Source organism: Peribacillus sp. TH16 (genome assembly GCF_016651095.1).
GTDB lineage: Bacteria > Bacillota > Bacilli > Bacillales > DSM-1321 > Peribacillus > Peribacillus butanolivorans.
In genome coordinates this window covers 1,125,244-1,139,487 of sequence record NZ_JAEKEM010000002.1, presented here as the reverse complement: position 1 = coordinate 1,139,487, position 14,244 = coordinate 1,125,244, and the positions used below count along the sequence as shown (strand labels likewise).

Below are 14,244 nucleotides of genomic sequence, written 5' to 3'. Positions count from 1 at the left end.
CCACAGAGAAATCCTCGGATGAAGTGCTGTAAAATTTTATATTACTTTTTTAAAAATATGTTTAATGAAACACCATGTGGGTATATAAAAGCAAGCACAGTTGTTTAGCTCGATTAGAGCAGCTGACATTCTCATTTCCCCCTTTGACGCCGGTTGGGCTTCCCAACCGGCAATTTTTTGTGTGTTTTAAGAGAACTTCAAAAAAACACATGAAAAATGATTATTCAGATTTTTCACTTTTCAAATGAAACGATATAATGAAAGTATATTTTAATGAAAATGGGGGAGTTGGAATGGACTTACATTTGCAAAAGAAAAATGCTTTGATTTTGGCTTCAAGCCAAGGATTGGGGAAGGCAATAGCGGCAGAACTAGTTAAAGAAGGAGCCAATGTCATGCTTGCCAGCCGTGATGAAAAAAAACTTGCGGTTGTGCAAAGAGAATTATCACAGCTTGGGGCAGGCAAAGTGGCTTATATGGTAACGGATATAACAAAACCTGAAGATATTAAAACCTTAGTTGAGCAAACTGCAGTAGAGTTTGGGGGTATTGATATCCTTATTAATAACGCTGGAGGTCCTCCAGGGGGTGCATTTTCTGATTTCAATGATGAAGAATGGCAACAATCTTTCGAACTGAATTTACTGAGCTTCATTCGGACGATTCGAGAGAGCCTGCCACATCTAAAAAAACAAGGTGGTAAAATTGTTAATATTGCTTCTTCGTCTATTAAGGAGCCGATTCCAGGACTTGTATTATCGAATACATTCCGGACTGCAATTGTTGGATTATCAAAAACGTTAGCAACTGAGTTAGCTCCAGACCAGATATTAATCAATACGGTTGGTCCGGGTAGAATCGCAACAGACCGCATTCAGCACCTTGATCAATTTAATGCAGAGAAACAGGGAGTCACTACTGAAGAAATTACTGAAAAATCGATAAATAAAATCCCTCTTGGCCGTTATGGGGAGCCTGAGGAATTTGCGAGATTCGTTACTTTCCTTGTCTCAGGGGCTAATACATACTTAACTGGCCAGTCCTATTTAGTTGATGGAGGCATGGTAAAGTCTATTTAATAAAGTAATTAATATAAGTAGAATTGAGGAGATTGGTCTTGACGAAAATGAACACAGTAATCGGATTTATTGGTATAGGAGTAATGGGAAAAAGCATGGCCGGAAATCTACTAAAGGCAGGATATGAGGTATATGTCTATACTAGGACGAAAGAAAAGGCTAGCGATCTAATCTCTCAGGGGGCAAAATGGGCAACAACACCTAAGGAAATCGCACAGCAAACTAACGTAATTATCTCCATGGTTGGATACCCAAGCGATGTCGAAGAAATATATCTTGGTGAACATGGGCTTATCGAGAATGGGAAAAAGGGTACCTATTTAATTGATATGACTACCTCCACGCCTTCTTTGGCCGTAAGAATAGCTGAAGAAGCGAAGAAAAAAGGCATGGAAGCACTTGATGCCCCCGTTTCTGGAGGGGATATCGGTGCACGGGATGCAAAACTTACCATTATGGTCGGCGGAGACATAAAGGCTTTCGAAGCTATTCAGACAATTTTTGATATCATCGGCAGCAATGTTGTCTATCAAGGTCCAGCGGGATCGGGACAGCACACGAAAATGTGTAATCAAATTGCAATTGCATCTAATATGATCGGGGTTACTGAAGCGATCTCTTATGCCAAAAAGGCCGGTTTGGATCCAGACCGCGTTCTGCTGAGCATATCATCGGGGGCTGCCGGAAGCTGGTCATTGTCTAATCTTGTACCTCGAATGGTAAAAGGTGATTTTGAACCTGGTTTTTATATCAAGCATTTTATTAAAGATATGAAAATTGCACTTGATGAAGCGGAAAGAATGGGAATGGATGCTCCTGGATTAACCTTGAGCAAATCCTTATATGAGAACCTTGCAAAGGCTGGCGAGGAAAATAGCGGTACTCAGGCTTTATATAAACACTATAATAAATAAAGTGCTACCTTCTCTTTCTTTTGAATAAGCTGAAAGCGACAGCCTTTACAAAAAGGAGCGATCGTTTATGGGCGAATTCGATGACATTAACATGAAATTTCAAGAATTAGAAGATGGCCGATACATTGTCCGGATTGAAGGTTTTAAACGCGAAAAAACCATTAACCAAACAAAGCCCATTCGATGGGAGTTAAAATTAATGAATGAAAGTCCACTAATTCTACCGGTGAAATTCAGCCATATTGAAACAAATGCCGGTTTCCAGATTCTGATGCGTGAGTTAAAAAGTTTAGGTCATTCGAAGCCGCGCTCCGCAAAGGAATTTGAAGAAGTGATGGCAGATTTACTTGGATCAATCGTTGAGGTGAGCCTTACGACAACAAATAAGGAAGAAGGTTATCGCGAAATTCGGTTTTTACGGAGATTATATTAACCAAATAAAAAGTTTTGTGGAGAATTGTTAGTAGCATGAAAATTTTTAAGAATAGGAAAGTGGCCTTCAATAGTTCAATCAATTGAAGGCCACTTTTTTGTTCAATTATTCTTAAGTAAAAAAGCTTCAATACGGTCTAAAGCCATTTTCAGAGTTTCCATTGAATACGCATATGAAATCCTAAAGTACCCTTCACCTAGTGATGAAAAAGCATCACCGGGGACTACAGCCACTTTTTCCTGTTTCACAAGTTTGAGACAGAATTCAAGTGAAGAAGTGAAACCTTCAGGCAGCTTCACAAAGAAGTAAAAGGCACCATTTGGTTTGACTATTTCTAAATTCATTGCTTGTAAGCGGTTGTATACGTATTCTCTTCTCAGGGCATACTCGGACTTCATGGGAAGGGCATCATCCTTGCCAGCTGTTAAAGCAGCCAGAGCAGCCCTTTGAGAAATGGAAGAGGCACAGGTCACATTATATTGATGGACCTTTAGAATATGCTGAGAGATAGCTACAGGCGCAAATAGAAGGCCAATTCTCCAACCGGTCATCGAATGAGACTTGGATAAACCGTTTAAGACGATGGTTTGGTCCTTTAAATAAGTGGCAATCGATACATGTTTTTGATCAAATACGAGCTCGCTGTATATCTCATCCGCCAAAATGAAGATATCTTTGCCCCGTACGAGCTCGGCGATATCCTTTAATTCGTCAGCAGACAATGTGACTCCAGTTGGATTTGAAGGATACGGCAGAACGATGCATCGTGTATTATCAGTTATGTATTGTTCAATGATATCTGCAGTTAAACGAAATCCATTTTTGGTTGTATCCGCATAGATAGGGGCTGCTCCACACATTTTGATAATCGGTTCATAACCTGGATATACAGGGCCAGGGAGTATCACTTCATTCCCGGGGGTGAGAATAGTCCGGAATGTAACGTCGATACCCTCGCTTGCACCTGAAGTCACTATGACTTCATTCGCTGGATCATAGGTAAGCTGGTATTTATCTTTTACATATTCAGATGCGGCTTCCCTTAATTCTAAATAACCGGCATTATGAGTATAAACAGTATAATCATTATCAATAGCTTGTTTGGCCGCTTCTTTAATATGCAGCGGGGTTGGAAAATCTGGCTGTCCTATCGTTAAGGAAATGGTTCCTTCGATATCTGCGACCATATTGTAAAATTTACGGATTCCTGATATTTGAACTTCTTTTACTAGAGGGTTTACTAAATGCTCCATCTATGAATATCCTCCCTTTTCATACTTCATGAGATTATGTACTATGTTTGACGGATTCACTCTATTTTATCATTTAGTTTGGATGGGGGAGAAATACTTTTTGAGATTAATGAAATAAAGGTATAATGAGAATTAAGAAAATTTTGAGGGTTGATACATATGATAAGGACTTGCGCTATAACTTCAGATCAGGAAGTCAATTTTGATTTGCCACTAGTAGAAATGAATAATCCGGATATTGAGTGGTATTGGGTAGATTTTTCAAATCCTACAGAAAAGGAAATTGAACTTTTATCGAGTCATTTTCACTTTCATCCGCTGGCTATTGAAGACTGTCTGGATGACTTTAACCAGCGTCCAAAAATGGATTTTTATGAGGAGTACCAATTTATTGTTATACATGCTCTCAGGCAAAAGGTCTTTAGAGCTGTCGAACTTGATATGTTTGTGGGCGAAAAATGGTTAGTCACATTTCATAAGGAGGAGCTGCTGGAACTTGAGACGGTGTGGAAGGAAATCCATCAAAATAACATGCTAAAGCAGGGTCCTTTTTTTCTAATGCATAGATTGATTGATCGGATCGTCGATGAATTTTTTCCACCTGTATATAAAATGGAAAGCGAATTAAGTAGTATCGAGGATAATACCGAAAATGAAACCATTACAGACTTGATGGATCAGTTATTTGATTTACGTACGGATATGTCAAAACTTCGCCGAACTATACTACCGATGCGTGATTTACTTTACAGGATGATTTCGTCCGAGCGGCTTAATTATTTAAAAGATCAGCATCTGTATTTTAATGATGTTTACGATCACCTACTTAAATTAACGGAAATGTTGGAATCATACCGGGATTTTTCATCTGATATCCGGGATAGCTATTTGTCTGTTAACTCTAATAATATGAATTCGACGATGATGACTTTGACTGTCATTACTACCATTTTCATGCCGCTGACTTTTATAGTAGGTGTGTATGGGATGAACTTTCAATATATGCCCGAATTAAACTGGCACTATGGCTATTTCCTGGTCCTCGGAATGATGGGGGGAATTGCGCTGATGATGTTTTTATACTTTGTTAAAAAAGGTTGGCTGAATCCTAGAAAAAGATCAAGAAAGAGCTAAAAATATCCAGCCAATCAGCTTTTTCAATGAAATCTATATTAATTTGATACTTTATTTTGATATAATTTAAAAAAAGAATAAAATACCAAATTTATGAATATGAGGTGTTTGAATGGAAGTTGGGGTTGTTGAAAGGCCAGCAGTGGAAAGAGGAGAGTATGCTGGATTTTGGCTGCGCTTTGGCGCGAATATTATTGATGGTATTATAATCGGAATCCCTACCGGAATCATATCGGTTATTGTAAGTATTTTTTGGAGTGGCGCGATGATGGAATTACAGGAATCGACAATCGATCCTAATTACGAGGCATCATTGAGTGATATATTCGTTTTCATGGCAGGAGCAATTATCATTCTATTTTTATCTTTACTTATAAGCTTTCTTTATTATACTTTATTACATTCCTCGAAATGGCAAGGCAGCGTCGGAAAAATACTCCTAAATATTAAAGTGACGGATTTAAATGGAGGACGAATAGGGTTTGGTAGAGCTACAGGGCGTTATTTTGCGACGATCATATCAGGGATGATCTTTTATATCGGCTATATCATGGCAGGGTTTACATCGAAAAAACAGGCACTTCACGATATGATTGCAGGAACGGTAGTAGTCAAAAAATGATCATGGAAAAAAGGGGACTCTGATATGAGCTCCCTTTTTTTGTTTGGCTTAAATAGATAATCTCTTCTTGATTCTATTTTTCTTACCATTGCACTAAACAAAAGACGAAAGAAACCGAATTATTAGGTATGAGTTCATTTAAAATATCATCGTAGGTCTATTTGACCAAAAAAAATATTTTTTTAGATAATGGATATATATGAAAAAGTAAGGGAAGGGCGAGATAAAGCAATGGAAGCAAATAAAGGGATTTTACTAGAAAGTGGAACGAATGAGCTAGAGATTGTTGAATTCGGCATAGGAAAGAATAAATTTGGCATTAATGTAATTAAGGTAAAGGAAATCATTAATCCAGTACATATCACGCTTGTTCCTCATTCACATCCAAATGTTGAAGGAATTATTGAGCTTCGCGGGGAGGTACTACCGGTTGTAAATGTAGCGGATGCCCTAGGATTTCCAGCATCGGGAACACCAGAGCAAGATAAATTCATAGTCGCTGAATTCAATCAGCAAAAAGTGGTGTTCCATGTCCATACGGTGACACAGATACACCGCATCTCTTGGACTCAAATTGAAAAGCCTTCGGATATGTATCAGGGATTGGAAAGTCAGATTATCGGTGTAATAAAATTAAACTGTGAAATGATTTTATTACTTGATTTTGAAAAAGTAGTGGTTGAAATCAATCCGGATTCAGGAATCAGCGTCCAGCAGGTTAAAAAGCTGGGTCACCGGCAAAATTCAGAAAAGAGAATACTTATTGCAGAGGATTCTCCATTACTGAGAAAGCTACTGTTTGATACATTGTCAGAAGCGGGGTTTAAACACCTAGTGTTTTATGAAAATGGGCTAGATGCATTAAATTATTTAGAGAGTTTGATCGAATCAGGAAAGCAGGTTGTTGAAGAAGTGCAATTGGTGATTACTGATATTGAGATGCCTCAAATGGACGGTCATCATCTAACTAGAAGAATCAAGGAAAATAGCGAACTTACTGTATTGCCAGTCATTATTTTCTCCTCATTGATTACGGATAGCCTGCGCCATAAAGGGCAAGTCGTCAGGGCTGATGCACAAATCAGCAAACCAGAAATTGCTGCTCTAATAGATTTGATAGACAAATTTGTTTTATAGTATTGGAAAACGGGCCGAGGGTGTATAATCTCTCGTCCCGTTTTTATTATCCAATTTTTACCCTTTAATACTTGGAACCTTTTCCTAAAAAAGAGGAGGGAAATGGATTATGAAATGGCTGTTTGACCGGGCCCCGTCCGTAAGGCCTTTTCTCAGTATTGGTAGAGTTCGGCTGCTTTTCACCTGCTTGTCCAACGTAAGATTGTAAGATTTGCTTTGCCTTGGATAATGACAAGGAGGCTTTAGGGTTCCGTATGGATGCTGCCCTGCTGCCGAGGTGGGGTAGTTTTTTCAAGTCTTCCTTAGTAGGAGGTAGGTGAAAAACATATGATCCGCATTCGACAATTACGTCGGATTGTTGTGCGGCAAAGCGAGGGTTATCAGAGAAATGAAGTCCAATCTTCTTCGCTTTTCCTTCTTGCATTAGCTTGTTTAATGCAAGCCGTTTTAAATTATATAAATTTTTAGGTTCCAATGCAGTCTTCGCATGTTTATTTACAATAAACACGGCCTGGGCAAGGGAGTTAATCGAAAACTCATCCATTTCAGAATGTCCTTTCGTTTGGTTCATTATAGAAACTCCTTTTCTTCATAAGGTGAGAAGGAAAGAAACAGGCTTCCTTCAATAATTTCCTGTTTTTATAGTAATAATAAATAGAGACGGCGTGCTTATTAGCCTGATTATAATATGAAAATAAATGCATTTACATCTCTAGGGTATGACAATCCATTCCCAACACTTTACCATCTATGCATTTCATATTATACCACTTCAAAATATATAAGGAAGTAAAATTCTATTCACACCAATCCTTCACTAAGAATGAAGACAAGAGAAACAGGTTGTACCAACTTTATGGAAAAGAAAAAAGAAGGCGTTTCTTGACGCCTTCTGTGCAATCGTTAATGAGTATATATATTAATATTTTCAGACACTCCAGCCTGTGCGCCAAATTGTTGCGGATAGCCCTGAAAACCTTGATAAGCAGGATAAGCAGGATAAGGAGGATAAGCGGGCGGATAGGGAGGAGGATATGGCGGGTAAAGTGGACGGTTGTTGAATAGCAAGGGGCCTATTGCTAATCCTGCAACAAAAGCAACAGGCGCTAATAAAGGAAAGAAAGGAAAGAATCGTTCGTCATTCCAATGTTCAGGTCCATATTCATTTCCGTATTCATTCGCGTATGCATTTCGGTATTCATTCTGTAGCATTATAGTTTGTGGATAGGGGTAGTAAGGAAAATACTGTGTTTGCATAAATAGCCTCCTTTTCTCAAATTCTTTACATAGTATGGTTTTTTTTCAGAAAAGAGCCTGTATCATCTTAATCTGTTATAATGAATCTACTTGTGAGAAAAAATTTGAGGTGATTACAATGTTACGGTTTAAAAGTGTTTTGGCCGTAGGTTTTGGAGGAGCAGTCGGAGCGTTGCTGCGTTATTTAGTTATCTTGACAACTGCCCACTCCTTCTTCCCATTTGGAACCCTCTTAATTAATATAGTAGGAAGCTTTATACTTGGATTGTTAAACGGCTATTTTGCTACAAAGAAAAATTCGCTTGTTTTTTTAGCCTTGGGCAGTGGGCTATGTGGGGGATTCACCACGATGTCCACATTTTCACAGGAAATAGTGAATCTTTTGCAGATATCATTGATTTATACAGGAATGTATCTGGGAGCCACGGTTTTATTTGGTTTAATTGCAGGTTTTCTGGGACTGAGCTTTTTTGATAGACGAAGAGGTGAGACCGTTTGATTCAGGTTCTTTCAGTTTTTATTGGAGGTTTTTTGGGTGCTGCCTCGAGGTATGTATTACAAATTATTTTTAATAAGCTGTTGCCAACAGGCTCCATTCCTATTAGTATTTTACTGATTAATCTAATAGGCTCTTTTGGTTTAGGAATCATCTTTCCTAATAAAGAAGATTGGGCTTTATCGTTGCAAGCTTTTCTTACAATTGGTTTTTTAGGAGCATTTACGACATTTTCCACTTTCAGTATGGAAACGCTCGAACTTATGAGAAAACACCGTTACATAGAAAGTCTTATCTATGTAACAGTGTCGGTTTTAGGTTGTATTGGTACTTTCCTATGTGGTTATTTAAGTATGATATAACTTTTTATTTTGTTTACTCCATGTCTTTCTGGTAAAAAAATCCTGGTTTTTCAATTATTCTTCTAATGCTATAATTCAAAAGGATACATTAGGAATAATGAAGAGTAACCAGTTGTTTTCTTCGCACAGGTTTTGTTAATAAGTCTGGCGACTTTCCTCTGTGAACTTTTCATCTCACTATTCTGCCTGGAATTCATAAATTGTTAACTCAGGACGTGAAAGAAAACGATACGGAAGCCGAGTTGTGCCAAGCCCTCTATTAACATGTAATGTTAACGAATCAATTTCATACGTGCCTTCACGATACTTTTCTGCGTATGGAGGAGTGACAAGGGCTCCTGCAAAAGGAATTTGTACTTGGCCTCCATGACTGTGACCGCTTATTTGATATTTGATGTTGTACTTACTTGATATGTCAGCAAGGTCAGGAGCATGCGAAAGCATAATGACGTACACTTCTTCTGGAATTCCTGAAAGGGCTTTTTCAAAATCTGGTTGTCCAAGCATCGCATCATCTACCCCGGCTATGTAAATTTCTTCAGCCGTTAGTAATGAAATCTTAGTAGAGGTATTTTGCAACATGGTAAAATGGGATTTCTTCATGATATCGCTGTATATCTCAGAGCCATACCCCCCATGATCATGGTTACCGTAGATGCAGAACTTTCCAAGAGGCGCTTTGAGCTGATTTAAAACAGGCGGGATTTTCTGTTGAGCATTGTATTTATTAGGCTCGTCCATTAAATCTCCGGTAAATAAAATAACATCCGGATCTAATTGGTTTATCTTATTGACAATTGCTTGTAAATCATTAAGCTGAAATTGAAAGCCTAAATGAGTGTCACTGAATTGAATCATTTTCATACCATGAAAACCTTTTGGGATAAGAGGGTGGCTGATAATGTTATGCTTGATTTCTAGCCATTTTGGTTCCACATTGTGGGCATAGTACCCTCCGCCAATACTTAATCCAGTTACGGTAGCCAATGTGCGAAGGCCTTTTTTTAAGAATGTTCTTCGGGAAATGGATTCACTCAAATTAATCAACCTATCTAATTTTAAAATGTTACTTCCTCATATTAACAAACAATATACATAAAATGAAGAAAATATCTTCTATACGCATATGAAAAACATGTAAACTGGAGTTTAAGAATATCCGGTTTTAAATTGAACATCTATACGGAGGTAACATGATGATCGAACCAATGTTTATTACACTGATTATACTTCTATGCGCAATTGCGCTTTTTATACAAGGAAAATTCCGCGCGGATTTAATTGCACTTGGTGCACTAGCAATATTGGGATTACTGGGAATACTTACATTGGATGAACTTATAGCTGGGTTTGCGAATCAAGTCGTAATAATGCTTGCGGGATTATTTATCGTAGGGGCTGGTCTGTTAAATACAGGAATTGTAGAGAAAGCGGGAAATAAGCTGTTAGGCTTTTGTGGTGGAAGTGAATGGAAATCGCTGTTAATTGTCATGGTGACGGCAGGAATTTTAAGTGCGTTTTTAAGTGGCGCAGGTATTGTTTCCATTTTGCTCCCGCTCGTAATGAGTATGGCTTTACAACAAAAAACTAGCCCGACAAGGTATTTATTGCCACTTGCCTATGCATGTAGTATTGGTGGGCTGCTAACACTGACTGGAACACCCTCCAATATGATTGTAGCTGATGTATTAAAGCAAAACGGTATAGAAATTTTATCTTTCTTTGATTTTACACCTATAGGCTTAATCGCTTTTGCATCGGGTCTATTCTTTATGTTAACGCTTGGCCGTCTGTTACTTCCGGAAAAAACAATTGCAGCCAACAATAGTGTAAAAGGGTTGTCTGCAGGGGAACTTGCTGGTATGTACAAAGTGTATGACCGTTTGCACTATCTGCACATACCTGCTACTTCCGATATTGTTGGAGAAAGGTTGTCCGACCTACAGCTTCCTATTCAGTATGAATTAACTTTGATCGAAATTCAGCGGAAACCAAAAGATAAGCAATTGCCGCTGTTGCAAAAACAACTAACGATATCGGCCAGAGCGGATGAAGTACTTCATCCTGATGATATTATTCTGGTGTTTGGAGAGGAAGAATCTGTTGAGAGATTGGCGCTTAACTATGAACTAGAGTTTAAACACTTTAACACTGAACAAATAAAAAAACATTTTCTGAGCAGTAGATTTGGATTGACTGAAATTTTGATTGTTCCGAATTCGGATTATGAGAATCAGACACTAATTGACGTTCATTTTCGTGAAAAATATCAATGTAATGTATTGGCAATTAATCGGAATGGTGAATATATTCAAGCGGATGTTGGTACTGAACGGCTAAAACCTGGCGATGCAATTCTGATACATGGAGAATGGGAAAACATCGAGAGGATCTCCTCGGATTTACAGGATGTTATTGTAATAGGCAGCACCTCAGATGATGGATTAACAGTCGAATCTAAGGCTAAAGCATGGATTGCTTTATGCATTACTGCACTAATGGTCATACTTTTGTCGATAGAGTCTATTCCTGCTGTTCTATCGGTATTGACGGCTGCTTTGTTGATGGTAGTCACCGGCTGTGTCCGTTCCATGGAGGATGCCTATCAAAAGATAAATTGGGAGCCTGTACTATTAATTGCAGCTATGTTTGGAATAACAGCTGCATTGGACAATACTGGTGGCGTGAGAATGATAAGTGATTGGCTGGCAGTGCTATTCAGTAATATCGGTGCACATGGTGTATTAGCTGTTTTTTATCTCCTGACTTTAATTTTAAGCCAGTTTATCCCGTATGGAGCAGCGACAGTGATCATGGCACCTATTGCTTTAACTTCCGCGGTGAATCAAGGAATTGATCCTGTTCCTGTGTTTCTATGTCTTGCTGTTGCAGGCAGTCTGTCGTTATCCACTCCAAGGGTTGCTACGACAAATGCCCTTGTCATGACAGCAGGCGATTATAAGTATAAGGACTTTATCCTGATTGGGATTTCCATACAAGTCTTTATCGGTGTTATTATGGTCATCACGATTCCATGGTTTTTTCCGTTTTAATGCATAAGGCATTGTTCTGTAAATGGACAATGCCTTTTTTCATTGGAAATCTTTTTTTTATTTTAAAACAATTAGGAGGCTGAAAATATTACTAAAATAAAAAGGAGTTATTGGGTAGGAATTAAAATTATTTATTATCAACAATAGAAACTAATGGTATAATTTTTGCATATTGGTGTTTCGTAATTAGGAGGAATACATCATGGATGCAGAAAAAATATTAAAGAATTTAGACAGGGTGACACCATTCTTTCAACCGATTTTCAGCGCAGATCAGCATCAAGTTATCGGTTATGAAATTTTAGGACGCTATGAGGAACAGTCAGAATATAAAAGTCTTGGCACGTTTTTTCACGATTCTTCTGTGCCGGAAGAGTATAGAGTGGAAGTGGATAATTACGTTCTAGAAATAGCCCTTGAAAGAATAAAAGACTATGGGGAAGACTTTCTTATCTTTATTAACAGAGATCCAAATATGCTTATGCTAGATCATGGAGAAGAGTTCATGGAGATTTTGCATCGTCATTTTCAACCGGAAGAAATGCATCGGATTGTTCTGGAATTATCAGACACTATCAGTGCGGAAAACTTTGATCCTTTACAGCATGTTCTCTCTTACTTTAAAACATATGGCATCAAAATAGCTTTCGATCATTTAGGGAAAGATACCCAGCTTGATCAAATTGCACAGATTTCTCCGAATATTTTAAAAGTTAACTTAAACCAACTCCGTATTTCAGGTGGAGATGCGTATCAGGTCATCCTTTTTTCTCTAAGCATGCTTGCTCGTAAAATCGGCGCCAATTTATTGTTTGAGAACATTGAGTCTGAGTACCAGCTCCGCTTTGCTTGGAAGAACGGAGGCCGTTATTATCAAGGTTATTTTTTGGCTAAACCGGACGGCGAGTTCATTAATAAAGATTTACTTCGTGAAAAATTCCATCAAGAATGTCAGTCCTTTATTTCATTAGAAACAAAAAAGCTGGAAGCTGTTTATCAAAAGACTTTGCAATTCAACGAAAATATGCAAACCTTTTTAAAACAGCAAAAGCGGGTTGGCTCACATGAAGAATTTCTCGGGATTTTGGCAAAAAAATTAGATTCAGTAGGATTCCGTCTTTATATTTGTGATGAAGAGGGATATCAAAAATCCCCTAATATTCTTAATAAGGATGGGCAATGGATAGTACAGCCTAATTATATGAATAAAAATTGGAGCTGGCGACCTTATTTCCTAGAAAATATCGTCAAGATGCGCAATGAAAAAAAAGGAATTCTATCTGATTTATACAGTGATATTGAAACAGGAGAAACCATTCGAACCTTTTCTTATCCATTGAATAATAAGGAATACATATTCTTTGATCTATCATATAGCTATCTATACGAAAATGAAGCATTGTTATAAAAATAACTATTGTATATAATTGCTCAAAATGTGTAACGATAAGCAAAAATAATGCGCTTGGAGGAGACATATTTTGAGCACGTATATCTGGATTCTACTCATAGTCGTAATAATCATGGCGTTATATCTGCTCTTTTATACATATTCTGTAGCAAAGACACAGAAAGTAAAAGAGAGATATGATTCAAGTATCGATGAATCTGTTAAAGAACATCCTTATTTAAGGAACCCGGTTTTTGTTTCTCTCTTCATTGGAACAATTTTAATTGCCGGTTTTATTTTTTACTATGCATTTCAATAAAAGAGTGAGAAGGGGATTTCAGTACAATGAAATCTTCTTTTTTTAATACAAAAAAGTAAGACATGTTTAATTAGGTTTCAGAATGCACTTTGATCTAGTATTTTTTGTAGTTTGGCTTTGTTCTGTTCGGGTATTGAAAAGCATAGACAATAAACATATCCATTCGAAGACAATCTATAACTAGGAGATGATAGTATGAGGAAATACTTAGTTGCGTGCATGGCGGGTGCTTTTCTTTTTTTAGGGGGTGGGTTCACAGTTTCTGCGGAGGGCTTACATAGAGAAGAAGTGCTCTCTTTTGTACAGGAGGCACTGGTGAATCAAGGATCAATCAGTGAGGAAGTACGCACGAAAAAAGCGATTAAAGAGAAATTGGATACCCATTTCTCCGAGGATTTCATCGAGAAGTTTGTCGAAGCGAATGTGGTGAAAGTTAATGGAGGGTTTACTGCATATGGATCTGATTTTGCTCCCTATTATATTCCATTTTTTAGTTACGATGAGAATACAAAAGTCGTATATGGTAAGGGCGGTGAATTCATTTATGTTCAGGAAGAATTCCCAGTATCAGAGGATGGACCTGTTTCAACGGGTAAACATGTTGAATCTGTTACTTTGAAAAAAGTGAATAATGAATGGAAGGTAGCGGACGTGAGGTATGAAAGTGAAAATCTAAAATAAAGAGCACACCAAACAAAAGCTTCTTTTGTAGTCACCTAAACTATTTGAAGAAGATGGGGGAATATAAAGTAGGTAAAAGTCTAAAGGAGGTTCAGGCCTTCTTTAGACTTTTTG

The 14,244-nt window shown here is 37.8% G+C and carries 16 protein-coding genes; 12 read left to right on the top strand and 4 right to left on the bottom strand.

From position 1 onward, the window contains the following. The first annotated feature begins 293 nt into the window (after nt 1–293). The 3 genes from JFV29_RS05490 (at nt 294) to JFV29_RS05480 (ending at nt 2,426) form a co-directional block, all read left to right on the top strand. On the top strand, nt 294–1,079 hold the full coding sequence (locus tag JFV29_RS05490; RefSeq protein WP_201181630.1) for an SDR family oxidoreductase: 786 nt from the start codon (nt 294–296) through the stop codon (nt 1,077–1,079). Between the two features lie 47 nt (nt 1,080–1,126). Beyond that, complete coding sequence (locus JFV29_RS05485) at nt 1,127–1,993, top strand: NAD(P)-dependent oxidoreductase (RefSeq protein ID WP_201183383.1); 867 nt, start codon at nt 1,127–1,129, stop codon at nt 1,991–1,993. A gap of 67 nt (nt 1,994–2,060) precedes the next feature. Further along, nucleotides 2,061–2,426: a hypothetical protein gene (locus JFV29_RS05480; RefSeq protein ID WP_053345139.1), complete on the top strand. Its 366-nt coding sequence runs from the start codon at nt 2,061–2,063 to the stop codon at nt 2,424–2,426. Nucleotides 2,427–2,527: 101 nt separating this feature from the next. On the opposite strand, the gene JFV29_RS05475 is transcribed toward JFV29_RS05480, so the two are convergent. Further along, entirely contained in the window at nt 2,528–3,679 is a 1,152-nt protein-coding gene (locus JFV29_RS05475; RefSeq protein ID WP_056530612.1) for an aminotransferase A, read from the bottom strand. A gap of 159 nt (nt 3,680–3,838) precedes the next feature. Between JFV29_RS05475 and corA the strand changes: the two genes are divergently transcribed. The 3 genes from corA (at nt 3,839) to JFV29_RS05460 (ending at nt 6,572) form a co-directional block, all read left to right on the top strand. After that, a complete protein-coding gene (gene corA, locus JFV29_RS05470) occupies nt 3,839–4,813 on the top strand; it encodes a magnesium/cobalt transporter CorA (RefSeq protein WP_201181629.1) in 975 nt (324 codons plus the stop codon). A 112-nt stretch (nt 4,814–4,925) separates the two neighbouring features. Further along, entirely contained in the window at nt 4,926–5,435 is a 510-nt protein-coding gene (locus tag JFV29_RS05465) for an RDD family protein (RefSeq protein WP_201181628.1), read from the top strand. A gap of 231 nt (nt 5,436–5,666) precedes the next feature. Then, the gene (locus JFV29_RS05460; protein ID WP_201183381.1) at nt 5,667–6,572 is read left to right on the top strand and encodes a chemotaxis protein; all 906 of its coding nucleotides are present in this window, start codon (nt 5,667–5,669) and stop codon (nt 6,570–6,572) included. 64 nt (nt 6,573–6,636) lie between these two features. Here JFV29_RS05460 and JFV29_RS05455 read toward each other — a convergent pair whose 3' ends face one another. Together JFV29_RS05455 and JFV29_RS05450 are read right to left on the bottom strand one after the other, a co-directional pair. Continuing rightward, complete coding sequence (locus tag JFV29_RS05455; protein WP_201181627.1) at nt 6,637–7,143, bottom strand: YkyB family protein; 507 nt, start codon at nt 7,141–7,143, stop codon at nt 6,637–6,639. A gap of 332 nt (nt 7,144–7,475) precedes the next feature. Continuing rightward, complete coding sequence (locus tag JFV29_RS05450) at nt 7,476–7,784, bottom strand: hypothetical protein (protein WP_446728235.1); 309 nt, start codon at nt 7,782–7,784, stop codon at nt 7,476–7,478. 163 nt (nt 7,785–7,947) lie between these two features. On the opposite strand from JFV29_RS05450, the gene JFV29_RS05445 reads away from it, so the two are divergent. Both JFV29_RS05445 and crcB read left to right on the top strand, forming a co-directional pair. Next, nucleotides 7,948–8,328 carry a fluoride efflux transporter FluC gene (locus JFV29_RS05445; RefSeq protein ID WP_056530599.1) on the top strand — a complete coding sequence of 127 codons (381 nt, stop codon included), beginning with the start codon at nt 7,948–7,950 and terminating at the stop codon, nt 8,326–8,328. Further along, nucleotides 8,325–8,687, top strand: a complete 363-nt coding sequence (crcB, locus tag JFV29_RS05440; RefSeq protein WP_201181625.1) for a fluoride efflux transporter CrcB — start codon at nt 8,325–8,327, stop codon at nt 8,685–8,687. Before JFV29_RS05445 ends, crcB begins: the two co-directional genes overlap by 4 nt. Before the next feature lie 177 nt (nt 8,688–8,864). Here the strand turns inward: crcB and JFV29_RS05435 are convergent, their stop codons facing one another. Then, on the bottom strand, nt 8,865–9,725 hold the full coding sequence (locus tag JFV29_RS05435; protein WP_056530593.1) for a metallophosphoesterase: 861 nt from the start codon (nt 9,723–9,725) through the stop codon (nt 8,865–8,867). 158 nt (nt 9,726–9,883) lie between these two features. On the opposite strand from JFV29_RS05435, the gene JFV29_RS05430 reads away from it, so the two are divergent. From JFV29_RS05430 to JFV29_RS05415, 4 genes are all read left to right on the top strand, one after another. Continuing rightward, the gene (locus JFV29_RS05430) at nt 9,884–11,740 is read left to right on the top strand and encodes an SLC13 family permease (RefSeq protein ID WP_242485305.1); all 1,857 of its coding nucleotides are present in this window, start codon (nt 9,884–9,886) and stop codon (nt 11,738–11,740) included. A gap of 202 nt (nt 11,741–11,942) precedes the next feature. After that, nucleotides 11,943–13,148 carry an EAL domain-containing protein gene (locus tag JFV29_RS05425; RefSeq protein ID WP_201181623.1) on the top strand — a complete coding sequence of 402 codons (1,206 nt, stop codon included), beginning with the start codon at nt 11,943–11,945 and terminating at the stop codon, nt 13,146–13,148. Nucleotides 13,149–13,221: 73 nt separating this feature from the next. After that, nucleotides 13,222–13,449: a hypothetical protein gene (locus JFV29_RS05420; protein ID WP_098175462.1), complete on the top strand. Its 228-nt coding sequence runs from the start codon at nt 13,222–13,224 to the stop codon at nt 13,447–13,449. A 195-nt stretch (nt 13,450–13,644) separates the two neighbouring features. Beyond that, complete coding sequence (locus tag JFV29_RS05415) at nt 13,645–14,130, top strand: DUF3993 domain-containing protein (protein WP_116821753.1); 486 nt, start codon at nt 13,645–13,647, stop codon at nt 14,128–14,130. Nucleotides 14,131–14,244: the final 114 nt, after the last annotated feature.